The 26,576-nt window shown below is 36.4% G+C and carries 26 protein-coding genes; 12 read left to right on the top strand and 14 right to left on the bottom strand.

Annotated elements, in window-relative coordinates:
- Positions 1–3 precede the first annotated feature (3 nt).
- The 4 genes from A33Q_RS11235 to A33Q_RS11220 form a co-directional block, all read right to left on the bottom strand.
- A complete protein-coding gene (locus A33Q_RS11235) occupies positions 4–2,361 on the bottom strand; it encodes a GumC family protein (protein WP_009035993.1) in 2,358 nt (785 codons plus the stop codon).
- A gap of 12 nt (positions 2,362–2,373) precedes the next feature.
- Complete coding sequence (locus A33Q_RS11230; protein WP_009035992.1) at positions 2,374–3,165, bottom strand: polysaccharide biosynthesis/export family protein; 792 nt, start codon at positions 3,163–3,165, stop codon at positions 2,374–2,376.
- A gap of 207 nt (positions 3,166–3,372) precedes the next feature.
- Positions 3,373–4,257 carry an aldo-keto reductase family protein gene (locus A33Q_RS11225; protein WP_009035991.1) on the bottom strand — a complete coding sequence of 295 codons (885 nt, stop codon included), beginning with the start codon at positions 4,255–4,257 and terminating at the stop codon, positions 3,373–3,375.
- Between the two features lie 9 nt (positions 4,258–4,266).
- Complete coding sequence (locus A33Q_RS11220) at positions 4,267–5,280, bottom strand: Gfo/Idh/MocA family protein (protein WP_009035990.1); 1,014 nt, start codon at positions 5,278–5,280, stop codon at positions 4,267–4,269.
- A gap of 541 nt (positions 5,281–5,821) precedes the next feature.
- On the opposite strand from A33Q_RS11220, the gene A33Q_RS11215 reads away from it, so the two are divergent.
- A complete protein-coding gene (locus A33Q_RS11215; RefSeq protein ID WP_009035989.1) occupies positions 5,822–6,511 on the top strand; it encodes a sugar transferase in 690 nt (229 codons plus the stop codon).
- Positions 6,512–6,566: 55 nt separating this feature from the next.
- Here the strand turns inward: A33Q_RS11215 and A33Q_RS11210 are convergent, their stop codons facing one another.
- From A33Q_RS11210 to A33Q_RS11200, 4 genes are all read right to left on the bottom strand, one after another.
- Positions 6,567–7,211, bottom strand: coding sequence for an ROK family protein (locus A33Q_RS11210; RefSeq protein WP_009035988.1), 645 nt, complete (start codon positions 7,209–7,211; stop codon positions 6,567–6,569).
- 121 nt (positions 7,212–7,332) lie between these two features.
- Positions 7,333–7,488 (bottom strand): hypothetical protein, encoded by a 156-nt coding sequence (locus A33Q_RS22190; RefSeq protein ID WP_016255123.1) that lies wholly within the window; start codon positions 7,486–7,488, stop codon positions 7,333–7,335.
- 183 nt (positions 7,489–7,671) lie between these two features.
- Positions 7,672–8,637 carry a sodium-dependent bicarbonate transport family permease gene (locus A33Q_RS11205; protein ID WP_009035987.1) on the bottom strand — a complete coding sequence of 322 codons (966 nt, stop codon included), beginning with the start codon at positions 8,635–8,637 and terminating at the stop codon, positions 7,672–7,674.
- Between the two features lie 57 nt (positions 8,638–8,694).
- Complete coding sequence (locus A33Q_RS11200; RefSeq protein ID WP_009035986.1) at positions 8,695–8,961, bottom strand: hypothetical protein; 267 nt, start codon at positions 8,959–8,961, stop codon at positions 8,695–8,697.
- Between the two features lie 138 nt (positions 8,962–9,099).
- On the opposite strand from A33Q_RS11200, the gene A33Q_RS11195 reads away from it, so the two are divergent.
- Positions 9,100–10,029, top strand: a complete 930-nt coding sequence (locus A33Q_RS11195) for a LysR family transcriptional regulator (protein ID WP_009035985.1) — start codon at positions 9,100–9,102, stop codon at positions 10,027–10,029.
- A 57-nt stretch (positions 10,030–10,086) separates the two neighbouring features.
- On the opposite strand, the gene mnmE is transcribed toward A33Q_RS11195, so the two are convergent.
- The 5 genes from mnmE to A33Q_RS11170 all read right to left on the bottom strand — a co-directional run bounded on the left by mnmE (position 10,087) and on the right by A33Q_RS11170 (position 13,597).
- Entirely contained in the window at positions 10,087–11,469 is a 1,383-nt protein-coding gene (mnmE, locus tag A33Q_RS11190; RefSeq protein WP_009035984.1) for a tRNA uridine-5-carboxymethylaminomethyl(34) synthesis GTPase MnmE, read from the bottom strand.
- 1 nt (position 11,470) lies between these two features.
- The gene (locus A33Q_RS11185; RefSeq protein WP_009035983.1) at positions 11,471–11,923 is read right to left on the bottom strand and encodes a thioredoxin family protein; all 453 of its coding nucleotides are present in this window, start codon (positions 11,921–11,923) and stop codon (positions 11,471–11,473) included.
- A 78-nt stretch (positions 11,924–12,001) separates the two neighbouring features.
- The gene (locus A33Q_RS11180; protein WP_009035982.1) at positions 12,002–12,553 is read right to left on the bottom strand and encodes a porin family protein; all 552 of its coding nucleotides are present in this window, start codon (positions 12,551–12,553) and stop codon (positions 12,002–12,004) included.
- Positions 12,554–12,759: 206 nt separating this feature from the next.
- Positions 12,760–13,170 carry a nuclear transport factor 2 family protein gene (locus tag A33Q_RS11175; RefSeq protein ID WP_009035981.1) on the bottom strand — a complete coding sequence of 137 codons (411 nt, stop codon included), beginning with the start codon at positions 13,168–13,170 and terminating at the stop codon, positions 12,760–12,762.
- Positions 13,163–13,597: a DUF6526 family protein gene (locus A33Q_RS11170; RefSeq protein ID WP_009035980.1), complete on the bottom strand. Its 435-nt coding sequence runs from the start codon at positions 13,595–13,597 to the stop codon at positions 13,163–13,165. The genes A33Q_RS11175 and A33Q_RS11170 overlap by 8 nt, the downstream gene beginning before the upstream one ends.
- A gap of 92 nt (positions 13,598–13,689) precedes the next feature.
- Here A33Q_RS11170 and A33Q_RS11165 point away from each other — a divergent pair, with 92 nt between their 5' ends.
- Both A33Q_RS11165 and A33Q_RS11160 read left to right on the top strand, forming a co-directional pair.
- Positions 13,690–14,994 carry a polysaccharide deacetylase family protein gene (locus A33Q_RS11165; RefSeq protein ID WP_009035979.1) on the top strand — a complete coding sequence of 435 codons (1,305 nt, stop codon included), beginning with the start codon at positions 13,690–13,692 and terminating at the stop codon, positions 14,992–14,994.
- 62 nt (positions 14,995–15,056) lie between these two features.
- Positions 15,057–15,479, top strand: coding sequence for a hypothetical protein (locus A33Q_RS11160; protein WP_009035978.1), 423 nt, complete (start codon positions 15,057–15,059; stop codon positions 15,477–15,479).
- Between the two features lie 116 nt (positions 15,480–15,595).
- On the opposite strand, the gene trpS is transcribed toward A33Q_RS11160, so the two are convergent.
- Positions 15,596–16,567 carry a tryptophan--tRNA ligase gene (gene trpS / locus A33Q_RS11155; protein WP_009035977.1) on the bottom strand — a complete coding sequence of 324 codons (972 nt, stop codon included), beginning with the start codon at positions 16,565–16,567 and terminating at the stop codon, positions 15,596–15,598.
- 71 nt (positions 16,568–16,638) lie between these two features.
- On the opposite strand from trpS, the gene A33Q_RS11150 reads away from it, so the two are divergent.
- The 8 genes from A33Q_RS11150 (at position 16,639) to A33Q_RS11115 (ending at position 26,470) form a co-directional block, all read left to right on the top strand.
- Positions 16,639–17,730, top strand: coding sequence for a DUF1573 domain-containing protein (locus tag A33Q_RS11150; RefSeq protein ID WP_009035976.1), 1,092 nt, complete (start codon positions 16,639–16,641; stop codon positions 17,728–17,730).
- A gap of 115 nt (positions 17,731–17,845) precedes the next feature.
- Complete coding sequence (locus tag A33Q_RS11145; protein WP_009035975.1) at positions 17,846–18,103, top strand: YtxH domain-containing protein; 258 nt, start codon at positions 17,846–17,848, stop codon at positions 18,101–18,103.
- Positions 18,104–18,452: 349 nt separating this feature from the next.
- A complete protein-coding gene (locus A33Q_RS11140; RefSeq protein ID WP_016255118.1) occupies positions 18,453–21,188 on the top strand; it encodes an HYR domain-containing protein in 2,736 nt (911 codons plus the stop codon).
- Positions 21,189–21,435: 247 nt separating this feature from the next.
- On the top strand, positions 21,436–21,966 hold the full coding sequence (locus A33Q_RS11135; protein ID WP_009036467.1) for a hypothetical protein: 531 nt from the start codon (positions 21,436–21,438) through the stop codon (positions 21,964–21,966).
- Between the two features lie 40 nt (positions 21,967–22,006).
- A complete protein-coding gene (locus A33Q_RS11130) occupies positions 22,007–22,855 on the top strand; it encodes an AraC family transcriptional regulator (RefSeq protein ID WP_016255117.1) in 849 nt (282 codons plus the stop codon).
- Positions 22,856–23,304: 449 nt separating this feature from the next.
- Complete coding sequence (locus A33Q_RS11125) at positions 23,305–23,958, top strand: response regulator transcription factor (protein ID WP_152527405.1); 654 nt, start codon at positions 23,305–23,307, stop codon at positions 23,956–23,958.
- 144 nt (positions 23,959–24,102) lie between these two features.
- Positions 24,103–25,776 carry a S8 family peptidase gene (locus tag A33Q_RS11120; RefSeq protein WP_009036464.1) on the top strand — a complete coding sequence of 558 codons (1,674 nt, stop codon included), beginning with the start codon at positions 24,103–24,105 and terminating at the stop codon, positions 25,774–25,776.
- Position 25,777: 1 nt separating this feature from the next.
- Positions 25,778–26,470 carry an FISUMP domain-containing protein gene (locus A33Q_RS11115; RefSeq protein WP_009036463.1) on the top strand — a complete coding sequence of 231 codons (693 nt, stop codon included), beginning with the start codon at positions 25,778–25,780 and terminating at the stop codon, positions 26,468–26,470.
- The last annotated feature ends 106 nt before the right edge of the window (positions 26,471–26,576 follow it).

The following is a 26,576-nucleotide window of genomic DNA, read 5'->3' as shown; positions in this document are numbered from 1 at the left end:
AAATCAGCTCTTTTGATAATAACTTTTTCCATAAGCTTCTCCGTAACCATAGGTCATTTCTAATTTAGCTCCATTGAGGACTATCATAGGGTTTTTAAACCGTTTTGTCTTACGGATATCTTCAATGGTATTAAGCTGCGCTTTGGTAGAAAAATTATACCTAACCATATAGATTGTAACATCTGCAAAATCAGATAAAGTAAAAGCATCTGAAACCAAACCGACTGGTGCTGAATCTATAATGACATGGTCGAAATTATTTTTTAATTCACTTAATAGTTTAATTATTCTTTCCCCCAACATAAGTTCAGCTGGGTTTTCAGGAATCTCACCACAACTTATGATAGAAACATTTTCCTGACCTTCCCAGTGAGTAATTATATCTTTTGTATTAATCGAACTATCCGGATCTAAATATTCAGAAAGACCTTTTGATTTTGGGAGTTCAAGAGCATTCATAAGAGCAGGTTTTCTTAAGTCGAACTCCAAAACAACCACTTTTTTTCCTGCCAAGCCAAGGCTGATTGCTAAATTTATGCTAAAAAATGTTTTCCCCTCCCCACTCATTCCAGAGGTAACCAGAATAACTTTTTTTTCCTTATTGTTTGTGGCAAATGCTAAACTGGTTCGGATAAATCGGATTTGTTCAGCAATCATTGTCCTTTTACTTTTAGAAATGGCAATGACCCCTTTTTTTACCTTCCTGGATAATTCTCCAAGGATAGGTACCTTTGTACTTTTTTCAACGTCAGACTTAAACTGTACTTTTTCATCCCACCTGTCTTTGAAATAAATTAGTCCAAATGGAAGCCCAAATCCAAAGATTAAACTTAATCCAAAAATGATTTTCTTATTAGGTTTTACAGGATATTCTGAAGATGATGGAGGATCAATTACCTTAGAGTTTCCCGATGATGCTGCAGCTAAAGTGATTGCTGCTTCTTCTCTTTTTTGCACTAGAAGCAAATAATGCTCTTGTTTAATCCCTTGCTTTCGGTTTATGTCCAGTAATTCCCTCTCCATGGTAGGGACTCTAGATGCCCTACTTTGAAATTGATTAGAACTAGTTTCAAGACTTCTTTTTGATATGATTAAACTGTTTTTTATCTGCTTTATACTTTCTATAATACTTCTTCTTAAACTTGTAAGTTGTTCACTAATGTTTATAACTATAGGGTTTGTAGGTTGTGTAGTCCTTAGCATCCGTTCACGATCCTGTTGAAGCTTATTGTAATTTTGAATAAGCTCATTAAGTGTTGGTTCGGGAGCTGAAAGTGTTCCTGGTATAGTTTCAAATTCATTACCAGATTCACTCATGTAAGCCTCAATAGATTCAAGTACATCAATTTGTACTGTTATTTCTGCAACCTGTTGTCTATTGGCTGTAGTACTATTTAAAAACAATTGGGCTTCAGCGCTAACATCTGTAATTGAATTCCTGAGCTTATATTGTTCTGCTTCATTTTCTATTCTTAAAAGTTCCTCAGTTAAGTCAACCAGTTGTTCATCAATAAAAGCTATCGTATTTTTAGCCAAAGAATTTTTTTCTTCTTCAGCTTCTCTGTTGTAAATCTCCAAAATTTTATTCAATAAGTCTTTTCCTTTCAAAGGATGCTCTGCATAAATTGTTAGCGAAATTACACTGGCCAACTTATTTACTATTTCTACATCGAAACTTTCTGAAATATCTCTGCTAAGCTTATCTCCATGAAAAATCATTTTCAATGGAGAATTTAGATAATCATTAAAATTCCCAAAAAAATCTTTATTTTTTTGGATTGAAAATGTACCATAACTATTTTTTACATCTTGGCCAAACTTATATTTTTTTTCCTCTTTTTTATCTTCTTTTAAAATGAATTCTTCATTGGAAACGGGTATAATCAAGACTTCAAGTTCTCTCAGATTGAAATATTCATTTTTTTCTTTTATCAAAAGATCTATGGGAACCTCATTCTTATAAATTTCTCTCCATCTTAGAAAGCCATTATTCTGAAAAAATGAGATCGAGAAATTCAATTCTTCAATCGCTTTGGAAATTAAATATTCTGATCTAAAAACTTCAGCCTCGTTTTCAACAGAAGATGATCCAGAATATCCCTGAGATTCACTCAAAAGAGAGTTCGAGGCGAACTCTGTCCCTTTATTTTCATCTCTTAAAAGAATAGTACTATTTATTTGATATAGTGATGTAGCGAAATAGGCATATAAAACTGTAGAAAGACCAAATATTAAGATGCTTACAAAAAACCAATGCCACTTAGATAAGTACTTATGAAACATCAATTTATAACTAATGCCATAATTGTCTTTTTCTTTTTCTTCTTCTTCGATTTCTTTAATTATATCACTGATCTTCATAAATTTATAATTCTACCTCGTGAATATATCTCTAAAATTCAAAAACAGAATAACTGCTAAAGTTAAACCACTACTTATTAATGCAAATGTTCTAGGATTATTATCTGCTTGAATTGCTTTTGTTTTATATGGTTCTACATAAATGATATCATTTTGCTGTAAATAAAAAAACTCAGAATTAAGAACGTCTTTATTGTTAAGATTTAGTCTATTAGCAGTTCTGACCCCATCCTTTTCCCTGATAATAAGTACATTTTCACGCTTTCCATAAGCAGTCATATCTCCGGCTAAACCCAATGCCTCAAGAACTGTGATTTTTTCAGTAGGAATTACAAATGAGTTTGGTTGTTGCACTTCACCTATAACGGTAACTTTAAAATTCATGAATCTGATATTGATTATTGGGTCTTTTACATATTCATCTAACAGATCAACCATTCTCTTTACTGCTTCTTGCTTTGTGTACCCTTCAAGTTTTATTTGCCCAATTACTGGGTAGTTGATATACCCGTCTTTATCGACAAGGTAATTTTCGTTTATTGGAGCTGAAATAGTTGTATTATTACCTTCCGCAGGGATAATGACACCTGCATTAAATAGCATGTTTGATTCTGGATTAAGGCTAGTCACAGTTATACTTAATAAATCATCAGCCTGAATTCGTGGTTCTGATTTGGAAGTTATTGGAAAAGAAGCTCCAGCTTCAGGGTCAAGGTCGCTAAAATAAACCAGGTTTCGTTTTGAACAGGAGAAACTAGTTACAAAAATTATGATTAATAATATGTTTTTTAATGGATGATTCATATAATTTTGATGACATGTAGTTGAGTTGTGAATATTATTGAATCAGTTGATTCAATGATATTTAATACGCTATATTTTTTGACAATATGTGAAAAAATAAAATGTAAATTTATTAATCCTCTATTAAAAACAATTAAAAAATAATTTGAAGTAAAGGTTGCCCTTCTATTGATAAATAGAGGGCAATCTTAAAATTGAACAAGTCGATCAAGCTATTGCTAACTGCTCTTCTTTTTTGAAGTCATGGTACTTTATCGTCTGAACAGTATTCTCAATGTTTTGCCTAGAAGAAGCACCGAACAAAATGGATTCAACATTTGGTAAATTGCTTACATACTCTAATGCTTCAGGAGCTGGAATAGCACCACCACCTAGTACCTGCATTGCAATCAACCTACATCTACCTTCACTGATGGTTTTTTCGTATAGCTCTTTTCCTCCTGACATTCTGAAATTAGCTTTGTTGATAGAAGCACAGATTATAGGATTCTTGATTCCACCTTTTTCTAATTCGTTTAACAATTTAGGAAGGTTCATTGTGATAAAACCAGCCTCTGCATTGTATTTTTTTTCAATATATTTTGCAAATGCCACGAGAAAATCTGTCATTCCAAGACCTAACAGTAAATCTGTAATAACGTTTTGAAGAAAAATTACAGGGGTATTGATACCGTTAAACATTTTCATCTCGGCATCTATTAATAACTCCATTATGGATAAATAATCCTTTGATAGATACGCCATTCCACCTTTAAACATTGATCCTAGAAAGTTTCCTGGAACGTATTGTTTAAGGGTACCTGCTATACCCAGGTCTGTTACAGCATTAGCATATTTATGGGCGTAAGGCATACAGGGATAAATTTTAAAGTCATGATACTTTTCAGGATTATTCCTGATAATATTACAAATGTTAGCAATTCTATCATGTGTAGTACACATGAAAGTATTAACACCTGCCTCCCTTGCAATATCCAAAGTTTTGATGATAGCAGCATCATCCTTGAACTTGATAGATTGCGCTCTAGATTTTTCGTCAGAAATATGATTTACTGCAAAAAACTGGTTGTCTCCGAAAATAATTCTTTCCATGGTTTTATTTTAAGCTAGTGATTGTTCTTTTATTAAATGAATTGATTGGTCCGTTTTCCAGGCGCTTTCAAACGTGTTGATGGTGTTGTTTACCTGTCCTTGTACTGATTTAATGAAGTGGTCAATTTGACTTGAGTATTCTTCGCCACGTAGATAAAAATTTACTTCATCAGCTAATTCAGTTACATACTTTACATTCCAACCTTTTGAATACCCTTCTGGATAATTCTTTGTTCTAAAGTAAACTTTGAGCTCGTTTGCATCTGAAACAATTTTTCCTTCTGTACCAATAATGGTCACCGAAGTTGACATTTTTCTATATGTTTCATCACTCCAATTGACTGAAATTACTCCCGATACACCCGATTCAATACTTACTAAAGCATAAACTGAGTCATCAACACTTTTGGAATAAATAGATTTAAGGATTGAACCTTTGCAATTATTTATAGGAGCAACAATATCGTTGATAAGATCAATTACATGGGAAGCATAGTCCATCAGGCATCCTCCGCCCTCATTTGGATCTGATCTCCAAGTATCGCTTTTCTTTTTAATAACCACAGGGCCGTATGCTTCTCCTAAAAAATGTGTGATTTCTCCTAAAAACCCTCCTTTAACTAACTTTTTGACCTCTTTGAAAGTGCCGACAAATTTATTATGGTATCCAACCTGATTGACAACGCCTTTTTGACGGGCCAATTCTGTTAATTCTTGACTTTCAGTTGGATTGAGGCAAAAAGGCTTTTCTGTAAAAACGTGTATGTTTCTATTTAAAAGCTCTTTTACCATTTTAAAATGAAATTTTGTCGGAACAGCAACGATGACTGCATCCGGCTTTGTTTCATCTACCATTTTGATGTAATCTGTGTAGCAATTGTAACCGCTATAATTTTTCAAGACATCAATTACCATCTTGGAAGTGTCACAAACTCCTGCAATTTCTACACTGGGATGGGCTCCCAAAATTGATAAATGAGAGATTCCCATCTTACCTGCTCCTATTAAAGCAACCTTAACCATTCTTTATTAGTATTAATGTGTTTTCAAACTGAATAGATTCATATCTAATATCTGGTTCAAAGTACTTTAATAATTATTTAAAAAACAACTTTATGTATGTAAAATGATTTTTATTTTTGAAAAAATATTTTCTAGATCAAGAATAATTATTTCAAACTTTCCAAATAAACCCCTTAATTCACGATGATTCAATTGCAAAATAAAGACAGGATTTTTTTGACATATTATTATATGTATGTTTTTAAAACTAAATAAAAGTAATACATAATACTAAATGTGCATTTAAAATTTAATTTTTGTTTCTTTGAATTAGGATTTATTTTTTCTTAGATAAGTAATATATTGATAATTAACGTCTTATTGTCGTATCCTAAGGTTATAAAATTACTATTCACACTAATAAAACGTATTTCAAATAAAAAAAAATGTAATTTGTTTATTATTTCAATTTTTTAATTATAAATTTATGACATGAAAAATCAGTAGAAATGCTGATGTCATCATGACAGTATGTAAAATCTTTTAGATTAATTATAAAGTTATGGCTAGTACAATTTCAAAACTCCACAATATCAGCTCTTTTGCGATTGATTCGGATTTTATACTCAATAGGTATTCAGTCAATCTTTTAGACTCTTCAATGACGCTTACCAAAAGGGTGTTTGATGTTATTTCTGCAAGTTTGTTTCTATTACTCATTGCAAGTTGGTTGTTTCCAATAATTGCGATAATGATTAGAATAGAATCCAAAGGGCCTATTTTCTACAAGCAATTGAGGCATGGACAAAATAACATTCCTTTTTATTGTTTGAAATTCAGGAGTATGAAATACAACCCTGCCGGTCATTTTAAGCAGGCATGCAAAGGGGATCCCAGAATAACAAAAGTTGGTAAGTTCCTTCGCAAAACCAGCTTGGACGAACTTCCTCAGTTAATAAATGTGGTGTTGGGAGAAATGACTATAGTGGGACCAAGACCTCATGCAGTGGTGATGAATAAAGAGTTTTCTGAAAAAATTGAAAACTTTATGTATCGTCACATGGTGAAGCCTGGGATTACAGGCCTTGCCCAAGCAAAAGGTTTCAGAGGAGAAATAAATGACAAGTTTGATATGAATGCCAGACTGAGGTATGATTTATTTTACATAAAAAACTGGAGTCTGGCTTTTGACTTCAAAATCATCTTTTTGACAATCTACAGCATAATTTTTGAAAACGATAATGCGTATTAAAATTGAGTTGAGATTATTAAAACCCCAAGAAGATTTTTTCTTGGGGTTTTCTTTTTTATCCCCACATCCTAAAACCTCCCGCGTAAGCCAGCTGATTGGTTCCTAGCCTACAGCCTTCAGGGACCTCTGTTAATAATTTGGATTTTCCTCCGCCTAAGACAATGTCATCTGGTAAGAATGCTGCCTTGAACCTTTCCACAACTGTAAATACATGTTCCTGCCATTTTTCCTGGCCTCTGCTTTCATAACCTCGAAAACCTAAATAATCCTCAAAAGTGCCTTTTCGGTAAGAAAGATGTGCCAGTTCCATCGGCAAGACCTTGCCATCAGTGACAATGGCTGAACCAAGCCCAGTGCCCAATCCCAAAAATAATAATACTCCACCTTCATATGAACCAAGAGCTTGCATGGCTGCATCATTCATCAATTTGATCGGCTTCCCAAAGGCCTTCTCAAAATCAAAGCCTATCCAACCATCACCCAAGTTTTTTGGCTCTGTGATGATCTTTCCTTGTTTGATGATACCTGGAAAACCGATAGAAATCACATCATAATCCCAATCGGCTGTCATTTCTTTTACTCCTGATACCAACTTATCCGGCGTCATTTCTTGTCCTGATGGAAATTTTCTTCGGTCTATAGGACCTTCTACTTTGGCTTTGATATTTGTACCCCCGATGTCTATTGTTAATATTTTCAAAATCTTAATGCTTTGGGTTTGTTATAGAATTATACTTTAAAGAAAACATAAATAGTTTGTTTGTTAAAAGTAGATTGAAAAAAATAATCATGATAGCTCATTTAATTTTTCTTATTGAAGATTAATCGTACTCTTCAACTGTTTCCACAAACTTCCTTTCCCTTCTTGGACCCGCATCCCATCCTCGTTTTCTTCCAAATTTGTAAACGGTGACTGTCCTGCCAGTTTCAGGATTGAAATGCTTGGCTGCACTCACATGCGTGTAAACATAGTTCATGATATTTCTACATTGGCCTGGGCTATTTAAAAAGACGGTAAGAGAACTTTCCGTTGTAAAACTACCCGACACTATTCAAGAAAAATAATATGGTTTAAGATAAAATTGCTTACTCTATTTATTGGGTTATCTCTTTTAAATAAAAGTGCTTAACCAAGTATTTATATTCATTTTGACTCTAAATTAATAAGCTGATATTAAATAATACAAGGGCATCCCGATAGTAATATTTACCGGGAAGGTGACAGCAAGAGCCATAGGAAGGAATAAGCCTGGGTTGGCCTGAGGAACCGTCATTTTCATTGCAGCAGGAACTGCGATATAGGATGCGCTGGCTGCTAAAATTGCTAACATAAACCTATTGGAAATATCTTCTGTGACCATAGCGCTCATAAATGCCACTATACAGCCATTGAATAGAGGTATTAGGATAGCAAAGATGGTAGGGAACCAGCCATACGAGAAAAAGGAGCCTAATTTTTTACCACTTACTATTCCCATATCTAAGAGGAAAATAGCTAAAAAGCCTTTAAATATATCATTGGTAAAAGGCTTGATTCCTTCTGCCTGGGCATCAGAGGCTAAAAACCCGATCAGCAAACTACCTAAAATCAACATTACGCTGCCATTGGTAAAGGAGTGTTTTACAACTGTTCTTTTTTTAACTTTTTCCGCACTTATTCCAATTTTGTCAAATGATGAGATGAGCAATAGGCCTACAACTATAGCCGGGGCCTCCATTAAAGCCATGATAGCAACCATATGCCCGTGAAGGACCAGGTCTTGCATCTCCAAGTAAGTGACAGCAGTGACAAAAGTAACCGCGCTTATGGATCCATATGCAGCTGCAACCGCTCCTGCATCGTAAATACTCAACTTTCTTTTTAGAATAAAAAATGTATAAACAGGAATAGCAATAGCTATTCCCAGCCCAAAAAGAATTGTCCAAGCAATCTCCATATTCATGGTTTCATGGGCTAGTTCTTGTCCTCCTTTGAAGCCGATTGAGAAAAGTAAATAAAGAGAAATGAACTTGGAAGAATTAGAGGGTATTTCCAGATCACTTTTGCAAAGAACAGCGATCAAACCCAAAACAAAGAATAAAAGAGCCGGGTTGGTCAGATTTTCTATTAGAAGATTGAAATTCATAGAATGCAGTCTTTTTAATAGTTTGATATTAGTTCAAATGACATTTGGTTCGGATCCTTATTGGATAGGGGTAATCTCAATATTGGCATGCAGCCTATACTTAGTGTCTGAGGCTTCTTTTTGGTCAAAAAGCTTCACTATAGTATCCAAATCACTTTTCAAAGAAATGATTCGGTTTTCAGATACTTCATCTGCAAGTCCAAATCTGATTTTGGAACTGAAATTTCTGCGGACATGAAAGTTGATTTTGTCATTGATCAACTGAATGATAATTTCTTTTGCGTCCTTTTGGTTGAATTCTCCGTCTATTAATCTTAATTCCATTTTACTTCGCTTTAGAATGTTTGTTATAGGTAATTGAATGAATGTTTTCGAACATCCATCCCTTTCAGCGGGCAAAAGTGAAGTATAATTCTTATTAATTTTTATTTAACTTTATTATTGAGATCATAAATTTATATTATGAATTACACACTTCATCAATTACAGGTTTTTCAAAAAATCGTAGAAACGGGTTCCATTACTAAGGCTGCGGAAGAGTTACATCTTACCCAACCAGCAGTCTCCATTCAGCTTAGAAACTTTCAGGATCAGTTTGATATTCCCCTTACTGAGGTATTGGGGAGGAAAATTCATGTGACCGAATTTGGTTACGAAATAGCTGAGCTTGCAGAAAATATTCTTACCCAAGTTCAGGCAATAAATGGGAAAACTATGGCTTTTAAAGGACAGCTCACAGGAAGGTTGAAAATTGCGGTGGTCTCAACGGGAAAATATGTGATGCCATACTTTCTGACAGATTTTTTAAAAAAACACCCAAGTGTTGAATTGAAAATGGATGTGACCAATAAGAATAAAGTGTTGGAGACATTGGAACAAAATGAAATTGATTTGGCCTTGGTATCAATTTTACCCCCGGGGATCAATTTGGAATACCAGGACTTGCTTGATAACAATCTTTATTTAGTTGGAAGCTCTGCCATGGAGGTGAACAGTCATGTAAAGCATGAAGAAATCTTCAAAGAGTTTCCATTGATTTTTAGGGAAAGCGGATCAGGGACACGCAAGACTATGGAAAAATTCATAGAAGGAAATAAAATCTCCATTCAGAAAAAAATGGAGCTCACCTCAAATGAAGCAGTCAAGCAAGCAGTTCTTGCAGGACTCGGCTTTTCTATCATGCCATTAATTGGGATTAAAAACGAACTTCAGACCAAGCAGCTTAAAATCATTCCTGTTAAAGGCTTGCCTATCACCACAAAATGGAGATTGGTTTGGTTAAAAGGCAAAAAGCATATGCCACTTCCTCTGGCATATCTTGAGTTTTTAAAAGAAAATAAAGAGGACATTGTTAAAAAATTCTTCAGTGATATGGGGGGGAAAGAGGATTGATCTAAAGATCCAAATAGGGTAGGAGGGTTTGAGCTATTGGGCTGGATTTATTTTTGCCTACTTTCCGATACAAAACTTCGAAAAAATATTCGCCAACAAGTCATCAGTCGTAATATCACCTGTAATTTCGCCTAAATAGTGCAAAGACCTGCGGATGTCCATGGCCAGAAAGTCATTGGTGATTTCATTGTCCAATCCTTCAAGTACGTCCAGCAAAGACTGTCTAGTTTTGACTAAAGAATCGTAATGACGGATATTGGTGACGATGGTATTTCCGGTTCTGAATTTGTCCAGGTTGACCAATTCCAGGATTCGGTTTCTTAGATCTTCAAGGTTTTCTTTATTCCCTGCAGAAATGAAGATTGTATCTGGATGCTTGGATTTTAGTTCATCTACAAAGCCTAAATCCGCCTTATCTATCTTATTGGCTACTTTCAAAAATGGCACACCCAGATTTTCCAGCTTGTTGATGTCCCGGCTGATTTCTATCATATCTGTATCGCCTAGGTCAAAAAGGTAAAGGATCAATGAAGCTGTCTTCATTTTTTCCTGAGTACGGCTGACTCCAATGGCTTCAATGGTATCAGTAGTCTCCCTAAGTCCGGCTGTATCAATGAATCTGAATATCACCCCACCTATATTGATTTCATCCTCAATAAAATCCCTTGTAGTACCTGCTATATCAGAAACGATTGCTTTTTCTTCATTCAACAATGCATTGAGCAGGGTAGACTTGCCGGCATTGGGCTTTCCGGCGATAACGGTGGGAACTCCATTTTTGATGACATTCCCAAGGTCAAAACTTCCGATCAACTGCTCTATTACCCGCATAAGTTTTTCCACCAAAACACGTAAATCATCCCTGCTGGCAAACTCGACATCTTCCTCTGTAAAATCCAGTTCCAATTCAATCATGGAAGCAAAATGGATCAATTCTGCTCTCAATTTTGAAATTTCTCCACTAAAACCACCTCTCATTTGATTCAAAGCGGCCTGATGGGAAGCTTCTGAGTCGGAATGGATCAGGTCCGCCACAGCTTCAGCTTGAGCTAGATCAAACTGCCCATTCAAAAATGCTCTTTGGGTAAACTCCCCTGGCTTGGCAGGTCTGGCGCCTTTGCGAATAAAAAGCTTAATTACCTGATTGACTATGTAGGAAGATCCGTGTGTAGAAATTTCAACTACATTTTCTTTGGTAAAAGATTTTGGAGCTATAAAAAGTGAAACAAGAACCTCATCTATGATTTTATCCCCATCTCTTATGGTTCCAAAATGTATGGTATGGGAATCCTGCTTTTCCAAATCCTTACCCTTGAATACTTCATTAGTAAGGCTGATCGCATTATTTCCGGATAAGCGGATCACTGCAATAGCACCTACCCCCTGAGGAGTTGCCAATGCGATGATTGTATCCTGTTTTTCATGAATAGAAAAGCTCATCTTATTTTTTCCCGAATTTATCCATCAAGTTGTCCAAACCTTTCAAAAATGGATCAGCTTGTCTATATCCGGGCATTTGGGTAATGTTTTCCATTGCGGCATCCATGATGACAAAATTAGGGTAAGAGCTGACACGCATAGCTTTTGCCATAGTAGATTCTGTATACTCTTTGCCCTTGAATTCAAAAGTTCTTTGGGTATCTTCTGCATTCATTTTGACTGCATAAAAATTGCTGTTGATATAATCTATGACCTTTGGATCGGTGAAAGTCTCTTTATCCATTTTCTTACACCAGCCACACCAATCTGTGTAAACATCAACCAGAATCATTTTTGGGTTGGATTTGGTCATTGAAGCAGCTTCCTCAAAAGTCAGCCAGTTGATTTTATCCTGAGCCAAGGAAAGATCAATATTGATAAGTGTTACCAGTGCGAGAAGAAGAATTTTTTTCATATCACGGAAATGTCATTTCCCAAATTTAACGACTCCAGGCCAAATACAGTTCATTTGACAAAGGATATTGATGATTGGTTAAAATTTCACCCCAAATCCTATCTGTGCACTATGGATTAAACCATTGTCCAAAAATCCCTCAGAGACATAGCCGACCTCATACTCCATAGTAACAAAAGCAAAGTAAGAAATGGCTAACTCTATTCCTCCTGCCATGCCACCGTAAAAGCCAAAGCCATTTTCCTTCCTGACAGATGATGGTCCGGTAACATTTGACATGGAATAGTGAAGGCCTAATGCTCCCTTAAGGTATGCTTTAGAATCTTCTTCACTAAACATCAACTTTGGAGTATAAGTAAATGGAATGTGGGTGATTTCCTGTAAAAAATCGGTTTCGTTACGTCTGAAATCTGCTTCAGTATTGATGTAGGATAGTGTAAATCCATGAGATACCATTGACCGGTAGGGGTGGACTTCGTAAGCACCATTTACTCTGTATCCTGTTCCCTGTTCTTTTGATTGCTGACCTTTGCCAAATGCGTAGCCACCCCCGAGAGACATTTTTGTTTCCTGAGCCTGCAGACTCAGGCAGGTCAGGGAAACCAACAAAAACAAAATTATTTTTTTCATTTTTCTTATGTTCAATTCCGGTGAAAATACATGATTTCTCAATTGAATAAAACTGTAAGAAAAAGGATTTCAGGTTTTTGGTTTAAGTTCTAATTATCATGCAGTAAAGCGCATTTTTTTGATGTCGTAAATTCTTGAATCCAAAAAAAATCCCCAAATGAAAAACCAAAAACCATTTTTTTCTATCTGTAAATGAAATCATTTACCTATTTACTGATAAAGTAAACTTCAGCAATTTTCCCTTCAATTATTTTATAGATTGCTATGGCATGAAAAACTGGGTCTCCTTTTTTGCGTATCACCTCTTCCTGATCAATGACGGTATTGCCCATGACCATTCTTTTGACAAGATTACAATGTAAGTCGGGGCTATTTGCAAACATATTTTGGTAACGTGACCTCATATTTTCTTTACCTTCATACTGAAACTCATTTGGGAAGTTAAATACCTTTACATTATCAGCGTAAGGTTTCAAAAATGCTTCAATATTGCGATTGTTATAAGCGTCCAGTTGCTCTTGGGCTAATTTTTCTGCTATCTCTTCTACATTGTTTTGAGCTTGCACTATTCCAATACAGAGAATGCCTATCAGGGTGATCAACAATCTTTTAGACACGTCTTCTGTCCTCCTGCCAGTTTTGAATTTCTTGTTTGATTTCCTTTGATCTCATTCCACCACTGATTGCTTTTTCAATCAAAACAACCAATTCATTGTCTGAAGCAAAGCGTAAGGCAATGATTTGAGAAAGTCTGAGCTTTTTTTCTTTTGGCAAAAATGACTCTCCTGTCAATTCGAAATAGCGTTGCCTCATTTCCAAACGGATAGTACGGTCTTGATTTTTGAGGGCATAAATTCTTGCCAATAAAGGGAGGATCAACAAAATTATAGCCCCTAAAAGTCCATGTAACTCTCCGGATAGTTGATCTGTTCCCCAAGATGTAAATACATTGGAAAGAGACCAGATAAAATAAATGATTGTAAGAGGGGTGATGATAAAATGATGTAAGGGGTAATAGCGGGTGTGATTTTTAAAGTTTTGCATGGGTGATAATTAAGGCCTTGAATTTAATTGGAAACTGACCAATTATCAAAAAGTTAATGCTTAAGTGTAAAAAACGATGTTATTTGGTGTTTATGAAATATTTATCGGTAATCGTTTTTCTTCTCTTGCCCTGTGTTCTTTTTGGGCAGGAAAAAGGAGATACTCAAATTTTGAAATGGCCTAATGGGAAAAAAGCGGCTGTTTCCCTGACATATGATGACGGCACTTTAAATCAATTTCATGTGGCATTGCCCATAATGGAATCTCTTGGAATGAAAGGGACTTTTTATATCAATACGGGAGAAATACCGTCTTCAAAGTATAGAGCAAAGTTTTTGGGCAGGCAACCTGAAGAAATCCTCAAAGAATCCCAATCTGTCCCAACTGATGAAAACAATCTATTTGAAAGGGCTTCATTGATCAGATTTTTGGATATGCCTGACGCTGTTTCATTTCACGATAGGACAGGGGCTGCTTTTGAGCAGGGTAGGAAAGCAACTGCATTTCAACTTATTGATGAAGGTTTGAGTCAAGCTGTAAATATGGGTGCCAAAAACCTGACTATCCCGAAGATTATAGATGGTCCAATGATTGATTGGGAGGAAATACGGGATTATGCTGCAAGAGGCCATGAGTTTGGTGTACATACCATCTCACACCCAAGGCTAGCTGTATTGGATGAAGCAAATTTACTTTTTGAACTTGAAAAGTGCAGAGATGAAATTGAAATGCAACTAGGCAGAGAATTTCTATTCTCGGCTGAATGTCCATTTGGCACCGAAGATGAACGGGTGATGGAATATGCTTTGGAAATGTTTCCAGCGACTAGGAACCGAATGCCTGAGGAATTTCTGGAGGAAATTAACCGTTCTGGAAAATTCGACCTGAGCAAGGACTACAATAAAGAGTATGTACAGTGGCAACGAGGGCCGTTATCAGGAACTTCACCTGAGTTGATGAGGTCTTGGGTAGATGATATTTTGACAAGAGATGATACCTGGTTGGTTTTAGTATTTCATGGGATAGAAGGCATTGGGTGGGAAGCTATTCCGGAAGCCGTTATCAAGTCTTATTTTGAATATATCGCAGAAAAAGAAGATATATGGGTTGGGACATTTGCTGAAGTCACCAAATATATGCGTCAAAGGATGCATACAAAAGTGGATTATAGCTTGGAAGAGAAAAAGTTGAAGATAAGCTTAAACTCTGCTCTTGATAAATTTTGGTATGATCAGGAACTTACTCTGATGACTTTGATTCCTTCAGATTGGAACAAAGTTGTGTTGAAATATGGGAGTACAGAAGAAGTTTTAAGTATTCACAAAAATGCAAATGGGAAATATGTGACTTACGGCATTCCTGCAGAAATTTCAAAGTTTAGCCTTGATAATAGGTAGCCTGTAATTTTTGGAATCCCTTAATAGATTCAATACCTTCGTGTTTTAACCAAAAAAATACAATGGATTTCAAAAAACTTGATGAGGACCTATCCTTAATAGTAGAAAAAAGGATTGAGTTGAGTAAAATGTCCTATGCAGATGAAGCCTATGATGATATAGAAGAAGAGCTTCATGATCTGGAAGATGATTTCAATGAGGAATATGGAGATGAGTTGGAAGCTGCATTGGAAAAAATATACGCCCAATTGAAATCGGACAATGAAGTACTTCTTCCTTCGGCCTATTTGGCAAATGCCTATCACCCGATGATGCCTGATGCAGCCGGGAAAGTGACTTACGAAGTCAAAGGAAGTGAAGGGGTTCCTTTAGAATCAGAGCAATTTGACAAAATGGACGTTAGGCTGGTTATAGTACCCAATCCAACCCGATTCGTTTTGAGAATCAACGGTAAAACAATGAAAGATCTTTGGGTTGCCAAATAAAGAATTTATTCACTTTTGGAATAGCAAAAAGACCAGTCAAAAAGTGCTGGTCTTTTGCTTTAAAATGATTTTTTCTGACCAATTAATTTCCGAATTTCTACTCAAAAGTGTGGATTCTAAAAACCCAGTTTCTTCCTGACTTTCGAGAGAATATCTTTGGCAATTTCCCGGGCTTTTGCTTCTCCTTCCTGAAGTCTTTTTTCCAGTTCTTCAGAATGATTCATATAGTGGTCAAAAAGTTGTCTTTCCTCCCCGTATTTTTCAAGAATCAATCCCATAAATTCTTTCTTTGCATGACCATAGCCAAAGTTTCCTTGGATATATTTTCCGCGCAATTGAGCAGTTTCTTCTTTGCTGGCTATCAAGGAATAGAGCTTATAAACATTGCAGGTGTCTGGATCTTTGGGTTCTTCAAGTGGAGTGCTGTCCGTGATAATGCTGTTGATATTCTTTTTTAGCTGTTTTTCAGGGAGAAAAATATCAATAAAATTATCATAAGACTTGCTCATTTTCTGTCCATCCGTTCCTGGGATGATCATGACTTCCTCAGAGATTCTCGCCTCCGGAATAGTCAGTATATCTTCTCCCATTTTATGATTAAAAGAGCTTGCTATATCCCGGGTCATTTCCAGGTGCTGAAGCTGGTCTTTGCCCACAGGTACAATATCCGCAGAGTAAAGAAGGATGTCTGAAGCCATCAGAACAGGGTATGTAAACAGTCCTGCATTGACATCTGCCAATCTGTTTGATTTATCTTTGAAACTATGCGCATTGGCCAACATGGGAAAAGGCGTGAAGCAGCTCAAATACCAGGTGAGTTCTGCTACTTCAGGAATCATAGATTGCCTGTAAAAAACCGTTTTTTCGATATCCAGTCCAAAGGCTAACCAGGCAGCAGCAACTGCCTTTGTATTTTCTCTCCGTAATTCCCCGTCTTTGATCGACGTTAGAGAATGCATATCCGCTATAAATATAAAGGACTCATTATTATCCTTTTTGGTCAATTCAATAGCGGGTACAATTGCCCCCAGAATATTCCCCAAATGTGGTCTGCCCGAACTCTGTATGCCAGTAAGTACTCTTGCCATTATTGTAGATTTTGGTGCAAATTAAATAAATCAAGGTACAATTCGCTTGAATTTTCACGTTATTTGCGCGTATGAAAAAGTATATCCTGTTAGGTCTTATTGGTGGTTGTTTGCTCATTTTACCCTTAAGCCTTGAAGCACAATCTATTGAAAGAAAAGTACTGACTTGGGAGCAGAGAAGTATTAATATCGGCGCGGTACTTGAAGAAGGAGGAGAAGTTGAGGCTGAGTTTTTCGGAGTGAACCTCAATCAGGATAGTTTATGGATAACAGACGTATTCGCTGAATGTGGCTGTACGGCAGTAGACTATACCAAGGATACTTTAGAGTCTGACAGAATTGCTTCAATCAAAGTTAAATTTAATCCAGATCATAGAGGAGGTGAGTTTGCCAAGCAAATTATAGTCAGAACCAATCAGGATATTTATGGGGATACTTTGATTTTGGAAGGAACAAATATGCCTATTCCGGATGATGTTCTATCAGCGTATAAGCATAGAGTAGGAGATCTGGGATTAAGGCTTTCAGCCATTAATATTGGAAATGTATTCACAAATGAACCGAAACTCAAGTTTGTAGAGGTCTATAACTTTGGGGCGGATACTATTTCCTTGGCAGAAAACCAGGAAAGTATTCCGGAGTATATGTCGGTCAATCTCAACCCTGAGAAGATTGCAGAAGGTCAGAGAGGTATCCTGATGTTGGCTTATGATGGGGAAAAAAGGGGCGATTTGGGGTATTTTGAAGAAGAAATCAATGTGTCATTGACAAATAATTCCATTATCCCCCTAAAGACAATGGCTGTTGTTTTTGAATATTTCCAGCCTGTGCCCAAGAGTATGGAAAAAGTGGTTCCAAGGATTGGACTTTCAGAGATAGATATTGATTTAAAGGAGGTTTCTGCCAATAAGAAAGTTTCACGTGATATTATCATCACCAACATGGGTGAAGAGAAGTTGATTATCAGAAAAGTAAGTTCCAACTGCGACTGTGTAGAGCTGATGCTTGGTGCAGATGAAATAGAGTCTGATCAGAGAACAGAGCTTAGGTTTACATTTGACCCAAAGGGAAGGAAAGGAATAGATCATAAGCATATTACAGTATTTAGCAATGACCCAATTGCCCCGGTAAGGACTATTATTGTGAAAAGTACCGTTAAATAGAACTGACAAGTAGTCAGGAACGTTACTATGGTATGGTTGTTGATCCATTATGGATATAAACGCAACAGCGTTGATCAACACCAAAATTTTATTTATAACTAAAAACACAATCTTTATGAGTTCTACAAAATTTCTTTTAGGCGCATTATTAGGTGCAGCAGTAGGTGTACAAATCGGTATATTGGTAGCTCCTGACAAAGGAGAAAATACAAGGAAGAAGTTAGGCAAAAAGAGCAATGAATACTTGGATGATGTAACTGGTAAATTGAATAGCTTTTTTGATGGCTTGACTAAAAAAGTTTCAGATGTAAGTGATGAAGTAGATAAGCTAGCTAAAAAAGCAAAAGCTGAAACAGATAAGCTTACAAAGTAATAAAGGTCAAATCTGTTTTGAAAAGGAGGAAAATTTTCCTCCTTTTTTTTATGTATAAATTTTTAAGTAAAAAACTATACAAAAGAGCTTTGAAAATTTTTTAATAAGAAAATTAAAATCATTTTTAATTTTTAAAGGGAGTGAAAAATTAAACAAAAGACTTTAAAATGTATTTGAAATGCAAATAACTTTGTAAAAAATGCATTTATAATTTTTATTTTAGGATCATTTTATTCAAATTCACCCATATAAACCTTTAAAAGGACAGGTATTTTTGTGCGGTAAGAGAGGTTTTTTTTGAAAGATTGACACACCTAATTGATCTATATAAACTTTTAATTGCCCTTTTATGAAAGCAAAACTTCTACTCATTTTCATGTTTGTAGGCGTCCTGGTATTCGCTGCTTTTGACAGCAGTGAACCTGGATGGGTTGGCCCTCAGTACCCTGAGGGGGAAGAGCCTACTGTTAGTACGGATAAGGATGACTATGTGCCCGGGGAAATAGCATACATTTCCGGTTCGGGTTGGGCATTAGATACCCGGGTTGATATTATTTTGGAAGAAACGCCTTATCAGGGACATGATGAGGCTTTTTCAGTTAATGTTAATCCGGATGGAACATGGGTTTATGAATTCCAGATAGATGAACGTCATCTTGGAGTTGAATTTCATTTATTTGCCACTGGAAATAATACAGAGTATGTGGCGGAGACGTTTTTTACGGACGGCCAAACAAGGTTTGCAGTTAGTGGACTTCCCAGTGCTTCAATATCTGTATTATACAGCGTGGGTAGTGACGCCCTAAATTTATCTCAATCCATAACTTCGAATTCTTCTGGATCCGGACAGACAAATAATTTTTTTATATCTACTAGTTCACAGGTTTATTTTGAATTCCCAACCTCGGTAACGAATACCTTTGGAGAAATTTATAATTTAGTAAGTGCTTCAACATCATCCCCATTTATTAGCCCTAATTCTCAAATTACTATTACAGGTTTCTATGAAATTGAAGGAGGTTCAGGTGGTTTAACTGTAACTGCTCCTGAGTGTGCTTTAGGAGGTGAATTTACTGTTTCTTATACTCCTTCTAGTGGACCAAGTGTAACAGAGACAAGAAGTACTCCTTTTTCATTCAATGCTAGAAAGAATACATCCTACACAATTTCAAGTATTCAAGGGGAAGTAAATGGTAATACTTACACAGGCGCAATTTCTTTATCCGGTACAACACCAAATACAAATGATTTTGAAGTTGAGATATTTTTGGAGTATGAAGACGATGAAGATCCTACGATTGCTGATCTGCCTTCAGATATCACTGTAAGCAATGACGCCGGAGTATGTGGCGCAGAGGTAAGCTGGACAGCACCAACTGCTGAGGACAACTGCGAGGGCAGCACAATAGCCCAGACTGGCGGTCCAGCAAGCGGCTCGGTATTCCCTGTAGGAACGACCACGGTGACTTACACTGCTACAGACGCATCAAATAATACATCTTCTGCAAGCTTCACAGTAACTGTGACTGACGATGAAGATCCTGTTGTTTTAGTCAAAAATTATAGCTTACAATTGGATGATACAGGTAATGCAATGTTGGAATTGTCTGATATTAATAATGGAAGCAATGATAATTGCACTCCTGATGAAGATTTGACTTATGTGTTATCCAAAACTTCATTCACTTGTGCTGACCAAGGTGAAAACACAGTAACCTTAACCGTAACTGATGCATCTGGTAACAGCAGTTCTGCTCAGGCTATTGTGACAGTTCTTGCACCTATTACACCAATAGAGGTAACGATTGCATCTACTGTGATTAAAAATTCCAATGGAAATGTGGTAATCTTTTATAACGCCGCCAGTTCATTGGGCTTACCTTCAAGTACAACACTGTCCGCTGCAGGTATTCCAAATTCTTACACTGGCTTGACTTATCAATGGTTTGTTGCTGACATAAGACTGGATGATATTAGCTCTAGTAATCCTGGGAATTTTGTGCCAGTAGGTGGTAATAGCAGTTCACTTGTAGTCAGTGCTTCAGGAGATTTTGTTCGAACCTACAAATTAGTTGTCAATAGTGACGCTGGCTGTGTAGCTGAAGACATGATTTCGGTGATTTCTGTTGAAGCTTCTTGTAACGCAGGAAATAGTAAAGTCAAGAAGGTTCAGGTATGCCATGTACCTCCAGGAAACCCAAATAACAGGAAAACCATCTGTGTCAACGAAAACGCAGTAGATGCGCTCCTTACCAACAGCCCAGGTTCATTTATCGGAAGCTGTAATGTGGATTACAGGTTGGAGATGGAAATGGAAGAACTGGTGCAGGAAATGAACTCCAAGCTGATTGAGGTGAAATGGAATGAGGCTCCGGCCAATGTATCCAAAGCACTTCAGCAAATCAGCCAGGAAGTATTTGCCAAGCATAGACCTGTGATTACCTGGTCATTGGATGGATTTGATCCATTGCAGCCAGGCATTTATCAAGTGAACGGTCAATTCGAAGATGAAAGATTCCAGTTCCTGAAATCTGCTCTGAATGCTAATGTGATGGTATTGGATAAACCACTGGCACAGGATATTTTAATTAGCAATAATATGCTTCAGGCAGATATCCAAAGTGGTACTGTGGTAGCTGAACTCAGCACGCTTGATCCTAGTGATAGGATCCATACCTACCAGCTGTCAGGACATCCGGACTTCGAACTCAGAGACAACTTGTTGATCTGGGTAGGAGAGGGAAGACCTGAACTGAAGATGACCATTACGGTCAGCAGCACAGACAGATTGGATCAGACTATTCAGAGGGAATTCCAACTGCACAGGGAGATTAAGCCTAGCAGTATGGTGATTTATCCAAACCCGGCTACTAAGTTCAGTAATATCCTTGTCAACATAAACGAGCCTGGCACGGTTTCCTTGGTGATTTACGATGCGGCTGGAAGGATCATCCACTCCGAGGAAACCTATGAAGAGTCCATCTTTGAAAGAAGAGTTGAACTGGACGGTATCAGTTCTGGATTGTATCATGTTATTGTCAAAGTCGGCAATCAGGTAATATCTGGAAGACTGGTTAAGGATTGATTTCAAAACATCAAAAAGTAAGAGGCTAAAATTAGCCTCTTACTTTTTGATGCTAATTTTTTGGGTAACAAATATTTTTAAATCGGATTTGTTCAAGTACGAGTTTTTGATTTGACAAACTAAAAAGAAAAATATTGTATATTAAGACCATTAAACTTTATGCAAAAAGTAAACATACTACTTTGGTAGTATGTTTTAATACATTGAAATTTTAAAAATTGGAGACTTATTTAAAAACAACATCAATATGGGATTTGAAGTACTTTTGCCAACGGATGCTTTAGCAGAATATATTTCGGGATATTTTTTGGTTGAAAATGACTTTGATGGAAATGAAGAAGTCAAAATAATGGAAAATGGTACTTCATTGGGCATAGGTATAGGCAAGCCTTTTGAATTTACCTTCCAAAAGGAGGATGAGGAATTGGGAGGGTTTGAAAAATACGATAAAATTTATGTTTTCAATAACATAGGTAAAACAAATCCCTTATATGTTAAGGGAAAGGTAGTCTTATTTTTTGTAGTGCTCACACCTTTAGGTTACAAATACCTTAGCAACGGTGCAAGAATTAACTTTCCTGATGATTTTTTTCCACTTAGCAGATTGGGGGTACCGGCTTTTAATCTCATAATTAAAAGGAAACTCAGGTTTTGTCAAGATACAATGGAGGGAATAAAAGTAATTGAAAAAGAACTTTGTAGGTATTTTCTCAAACTTAAAAATGTACCTGAGGAAGGGGAGTATAAAATACAGGACCCATTTTTGGGTTTAGGGTAAATATTCAATGAAAAAAGGGTAATGGATAAATTAGATGGCTATGAAATCAGAATACTTTGCTCCAAACCCCAAACTCAGTTCCTTTATTGCAGGCTATGTATATTGGGATGACCCCATTTTTGATGAAAAGGAAATTCTTTTTACAGTAAAAGGTACAGGTAGTCTAAGTTTTCCACTTCATACGGATTTTAACTGCAATATTGAAGGCCCTAAATTAAAGGAAAATTGTCTTAGTAAATCGCTTCCTATCCGACCGGTCGTTTATGGTCAGATGTCAAGCTATGGAAAGGTCAAAGTCAAAGGCCATGTCAGATTAATTTTTGTGATTTTCACACCGACAGGTCTCCACTCATTTTTAAGGAGAGATGCAAGTGAAGTTTCAGATAAAATTCTTCCTTTTACCGAATTGTCAGGTATGCATCTGATCGATTTGAAAAAGCTAAATTTAATGTCCGATACAAATATTAAGGAAAAAATTATTCTTTTGGAAAAAGCACTGATAAAATGCTTCAATTGGGAAAATGAAGTAAAAGAAAATTCATACATCAAAAGTGTAATTGAAAAAGTATTGGATGTAGAGGGTAAAGTTCACGTCCATGAATTGGCAGAGTTTGCCGGTGTAACTACTAGATCACTAGAGATTCAGTTCAAAAAAATGGTCGGGCTCTCACCAAAGACCTATTGCAGAATTGTGAGATTTAATAATTTGATCAAGCAATTGAATGAGACTCCCAAAGTAGACTCCTTTGAGTGGATTGAAAAGTTTGGATACACTGATCAGTCACATTTTATAAAGGACTTCAAAGACTTTACGGGTATGACTCCTACCAAGTATTTCAAAGATCCTAGTTGGGATGATTATTTACTGAATAAAAGTATTTCAAAATAAAAAAAATGTAATTCGCATTTTTACAATGAATTTAAAAATCTGATTAGTACCTTCACTTACCAATCCAATACTTGAAAATCGGGGTGATCAACAGGTATTACTTTTGGGGATAATCACATTGATTTTTTCAGATTAAAAATCCGGTACCATGGTGCCGGATTTTTTTTGCTTCTAATAAATCCTGTTATTTATTGAATAAGATCAAAAATAACTAGAGTGGCTTAATTATTCTATTTTTTTGGGAGATATAGTTTTGTAAAAAAATCATTGTAACCTTATAATTCAGAATATATATACTATAAAATATAATAATGTGGTATAATATTTTGAAAAGTGGTATTTATTGCCTATTTTCATTGTGGGCGTTTTTTATTTAATTTTTAAGAAGGTAACAAAATTATATTTAATGGATATGCTATAGAAAATTGTTGATTTTTACCCTGACCACCATGAAAAATCTAAAAATTGCCATAGTCGATGATCATGAGCTTTTCCTTTATGGGATATCCTACATTTTGGAAAAAAATCTCGGCAGAAATAATTTTTTAAAATTTTCAGAAGCTAGGGAGGTGTTGAAATACCTGAGGAATGGTATGGTGATTGACTTTTTAATTGCTGATATTGAAATGCCTGATCTGGACGGGATCAAATTACTTTCCATAATTAAAAGGGAATTTGCTGAGACAAAGGTCCTTATTTTAAGTGCCGATGCTGACTTGAATACAGTGCAATTATGTAAAAATCTAGGGGCTGATGGGTATGTGACCAAAGATTGTTACCGGTCTCAGCTTATCGATGCGATGACTGAAATAATGGAAGGTAGTACCTATTTTTTTGAAGTGGATCCGGGAAAAGTTGGAGTGGGTAGCAAGAATATTTACCAACATTTGGAAGCTGAATATGGTCTAACACAAAGGGAAATAGAGGTGTTGCAGTTGATTTTGAATGAATATGTCACACCTGAAATTGCTGAAAAACTGGGCTGCAGTGCTTTTACCATAAAAACCCATAGAAGGAATCTTTTCAAAAAACTTGGAATCAGAAACCTGACAGGTTTAATTCATTTTATAGGAAACCTGGAGTTCCGCGAGATAGAAAAGTGACATCAATGGGCTTTTGGGGCTTAAAATAGTACTTTGGTAGTATTTTATAAATATTCATTAAACCATATATTGAATCGTATTTATAAGATAATAACATTATAAAATTTGTTTAAATAAATTTTTCAAAATTTAAATTCTATAATTATGAAAAAGTCAGTTTTTAATTTTAACCCTAAAAAGTATTTCGTATTAAGCTTGTTAGTGCTTTTTGTTTTCTCCTGTCAGGAGGTTGGGTTTGAGCAGGAAAAGATAAGCGTTGAAAATAATTTTTCAGTGCCTTCTCAGGATAAAATTTTCGGTGATTATGTTCCGGATAGTTATATCGTTTTTCTTCAGCCTGAATATTTATCCTTGAGACTAACAGACAATTACGAAGAGACTCAAAACTTAATGAGAGCCGTTTCTTCAGATGTTTTAGAGAAAAATCAAATTAGTAAAGAAAATCTGAAAAGGGTCTATGGAAGGGTAATCCAAGGTTTTGGTGCAAATTTGAGTCCGGAAGAAGTCAAGACTTTATCCAAAGATGCTTCCGTTAAAAAAGTGGTTAGGGACAAGTATTACTACAATACCCAAAGAAAAGCACCTCCAGGTAGGGACAAAGATAAAGATCCCGAGTCGGAGCCTGAACCCGAGCCGGATCCAGAACCAGAACCTGAACCAAATCCAGACCCTAACCCAAATTACGTAAGAATGGGTCTAGATCGTATAGACCAGAGATTAAGGCCTCTAGACAATAGCTATACGCCTGCAAATGATGGTGATGGAGTGAATGTTTACATCATGGATACAGGCATTTTGACCACTCATATTGATTTTCAGGGTAGAGCCAGTTTGGGGTATGATGCATATTTGGACGAATTCAAACAGGATTGTAATGGACATGGTACTCATGTTGCAGGAATTGTTGGCGGATATTATTCTGGAGTAGCTAAGGAAGTAAACCTTATTTCAGTAAGGGTTCTTGATATCCCACATGAAGAATATCCATGTAATGGAGCGGGTACTTATGAAGCTGTATTGGGTGGTTTGGATTGGATACTTTACAATGCTCAGCAACCGGCAGTTGTGAACATGTCACTAGGAGGTATGGAGGATGCTGAATTGAATGCAGCGGTGAATACGGTTGTAGATGCTGGAATTCCGGTGATAGTAGCAGCTGGAAATTCAGGAGACGATGCCTGTCAATGGTCTCCTTCAAGTGCTACTAGAGCTTATGCAGTTGGAGCGATAGAAGCATATACAGATACCAAGGCTTTGTTTTCAAGTACTGGGCCTTGTGTAGATATATTTGCTCCTGGGGAATGGGTTTATTCAGCTTTTGCTGGAAGCAATACTGACTTTAGGTCAATGTCGGGTACAAGTATGGCGGCTCCACACGTAGCCGGGGTTGCCGCTAAAATTCTGTTTGAAAACCCGCAATTCAGTCCTCAGCAGGTATATGATAAATTGACTGAAACCTCCACCAAGCACAGGGTTCAGCATTCCGCTACCAAAAATAATCACCTTCTTTTCTCAGGGCTTCATGCTGAAGGAGCCGGAGAAATCAACCCTGATTGGAACCCGGGCCTGATTCACATGGGGATTTTCCACGGAAGAAGAAGTGGAAATACGCATCTGATTCAGCCTGTTTGGGGCGGCATCAATTATTGGGATCAAGTTGGCATTTATAGAGATGGTCAATTAATTGCAGTCACCACTCAAACCAATCAATATTACTATTTTGAAGAACGGGCCAATAGGCTTACCTCATATACCTACAAGGTATGTAATGAACGAACTGGTGAATGTTCTAATGAAGTAACCATCAATTTCAATTAAGATGATTAAAAATAGCCTGACAATATGCATTCTTATTTTCCTTTTTATATCCTGCTCTTCAGAGGACGAGGCCCAATTGATAGATCAAAAGGAGAGCATAGTCAAAGATGTAGAAGGGAATGAGTATTCTGTAATAGAGATAAGGGGAAGGGTATGGCTTCAAGGTAATCTAAAAGTCACAAAATTTGCAGATGGTACTCAGATTCCTTTTATCGAAGGAAGTTCAGATTGGCAAAATAACGAAGGTGCTGCATACAGTTGGCCTTATGGAAACCCGAATTCAAATGGTTTTCTTGGAAAACTGTACAACTGGGAAGCGGCAAATTGTTGCAATATTTGCCCTGAAGGGTTTAGGTTGCCAACGCGATCAGAGTTTCAAGAAATTAGGAATTATTTAGGGGAATACTTTCTTTTTAGAGAAGGGGCTGCATCCAATTATCCGCCATTTGTGCTTCATACTTCGATAGGAGCCGGTTTAAGAGCACCTGATGGGGAATTTTATAAATCTATGTTTGGACAAGAAAATGTGGTTTCTACAAGTTTTTGGACAAGCGAATTAAATGAGATTAATGAGCCCATTATTTTCTTAGTTCGTAACGGTGAAGATTGGGGTATAGAAAATGCAATACTAAATGCAAGTGCTGTAGATCCAAGGTCTGGAATCTCGATTAAATGTATTGATGATAAAAAGTAGAAATATTGATTATCTGAAATAAAAAAAACCTTATTCTGAATAGGATAAGGTTTTTCGGTTTAATGGAACTATAATGTTTCGAATGACACTATCCCGATAAGTGTGT

Source organism: Indibacter alkaliphilus LW1 (genome assembly GCF_000295935.2).
Lineage (GTDB): Bacteria > Bacteroidota > Bacteroidia > Cytophagales > Cyclobacteriaceae > Indibacter > Indibacter alkaliphilus.
This window is presented reverse-complemented; position numbering and strand designations above follow the sequence as displayed.

Coding starts and splice junctions, on each gene's coding strand:
- A33Q_RS11195 (WP_009035985.1), top strand. CDS start 9,100: ATGAATTACACACTTCATCAATTACAGGTTTTTCAAAAAATCGTAGAA.
- A33Q_RS11235 (WP_009035993.1), bottom strand. CDS start 2,361: ATGAAGATCAGTGATATAATTAAAGAAATCGAAGAAGAAGAAAAAGAA.
- A33Q_RS11160 (WP_009035978.1), top strand. CDS start 15,057: ATGGATTTCAAAAAACTTGATGAGGACCTATCCTTAATAGTAGAAAAA.
- A33Q_RS11135 (WP_009036467.1), top strand. CDS start 21,436: ATGGGATTTGAAGTACTTTTGCCAACGGATGCTTTAGCAGAATATATT.
- trpS (WP_009035977.1), bottom strand. CDS start 16,567: ATGGCAAGAGTACTTACTGGCATACAGAGTTCGGGCAGACCACATTTG.
- A33Q_RS11150 (WP_009035976.1), top strand. CDS start 16,639: ATGAAAAAGTATATCCTGTTAGGTCTTATTGGTGGTTGTTTGCTCATT.
- A33Q_RS11165 (WP_009035979.1), top strand. CDS start 13,690: ATGAAATATTTATCGGTAATCGTTTTTCTTCTCTTGCCCTGTGTTCTT.
- A33Q_RS11200 (WP_009035986.1), bottom strand. CDS start 8,961: ATGGAATTAAGATTAATAGACGGAGAATTCAACCAAAAGGACGCAAAA.
- A33Q_RS11170 (WP_009035980.1), bottom strand. CDS start 13,597: ATGCAAAACTTTAAAAATCACACCCGCTATTACCCCTTACATCATTTT.
- A33Q_RS11120 (WP_009036464.1), top strand. CDS start 24,103: ATGAAAAAGTCAGTTTTTAATTTTAACCCTAAAAAGTATTTCGTATTA.
- A33Q_RS11220 (WP_009035990.1), bottom strand. CDS start 5,280: ATGGTTAAGGTTGCTTTAATAGGAGCAGGTAAGATGGGAATCTCTCAT.
- A33Q_RS11185 (WP_009035983.1), bottom strand. CDS start 11,923: ATGAAAAAAATTCTTCTTCTCGCACTGGTAACACTTATCAATATTGAT.
- mnmE (WP_009035984.1), bottom strand. CDS start 11,469: ATGAGCTTTTCTATTCATGAAAAACAGGATACAATCATCGCATTGGCA.
- A33Q_RS11145 (WP_009035975.1), top strand. CDS start 17,846: ATGAGTTCTACAAAATTTCTTTTAGGCGCATTATTAGGTGCAGCAGTA.
- A33Q_RS11215 (WP_009035989.1), top strand. CDS start 5,822: ATGGCTAGTACAATTTCAAAACTCCACAATATCAGCTCTTTTGCGATT.
- A33Q_RS11205 (WP_009035987.1), bottom strand. CDS start 8,637: ATGAATTTCAATCTTCTAATAGAAAATCTGACCAACCCGGCTCTTTTA.
- A33Q_RS22190 (WP_016255123.1), bottom strand. CDS start 7,488: ATGAACTATGTTTACACGCATGTGAGTGCAGCCAAGCATTTCAATCCT.
- A33Q_RS11125 (WP_152527405.1), top strand. CDS start 23,305: ATGAAAAATCTAAAAATTGCCATAGTCGATGATCATGAGCTTTTCCTT.
- A33Q_RS11130 (WP_016255117.1), top strand. CDS start 22,007: ATGAAATCAGAATACTTTGCTCCAAACCCCAAACTCAGTTCCTTTATT.
- A33Q_RS11225 (WP_009035991.1), bottom strand. CDS start 4,257: ATGGAAAGAATTATTTTCGGAGACAACCAGTTTTTTGCAGTAAATCAT.
- A33Q_RS11115 (WP_009036463.1), top strand. CDS start 25,778: ATGATTAAAAATAGCCTGACAATATGCATTCTTATTTTCCTTTTTATA.
- A33Q_RS11180 (WP_009035982.1), bottom strand. CDS start 12,553: ATGAAAAAAATAATTTTGTTTTTGTTGGTTTCCCTGACCTGCCTGAGT.
- A33Q_RS11140 (WP_016255118.1), top strand. CDS start 18,453: ATGAAAGCAAAACTTCTACTCATTTTCATGTTTGTAGGCGTCCTGGTA.
- A33Q_RS11230 (WP_009035992.1), bottom strand. CDS start 3,165: ATGAATCATCCATTAAAAAACATATTATTAATCATAATTTTTGTAACT.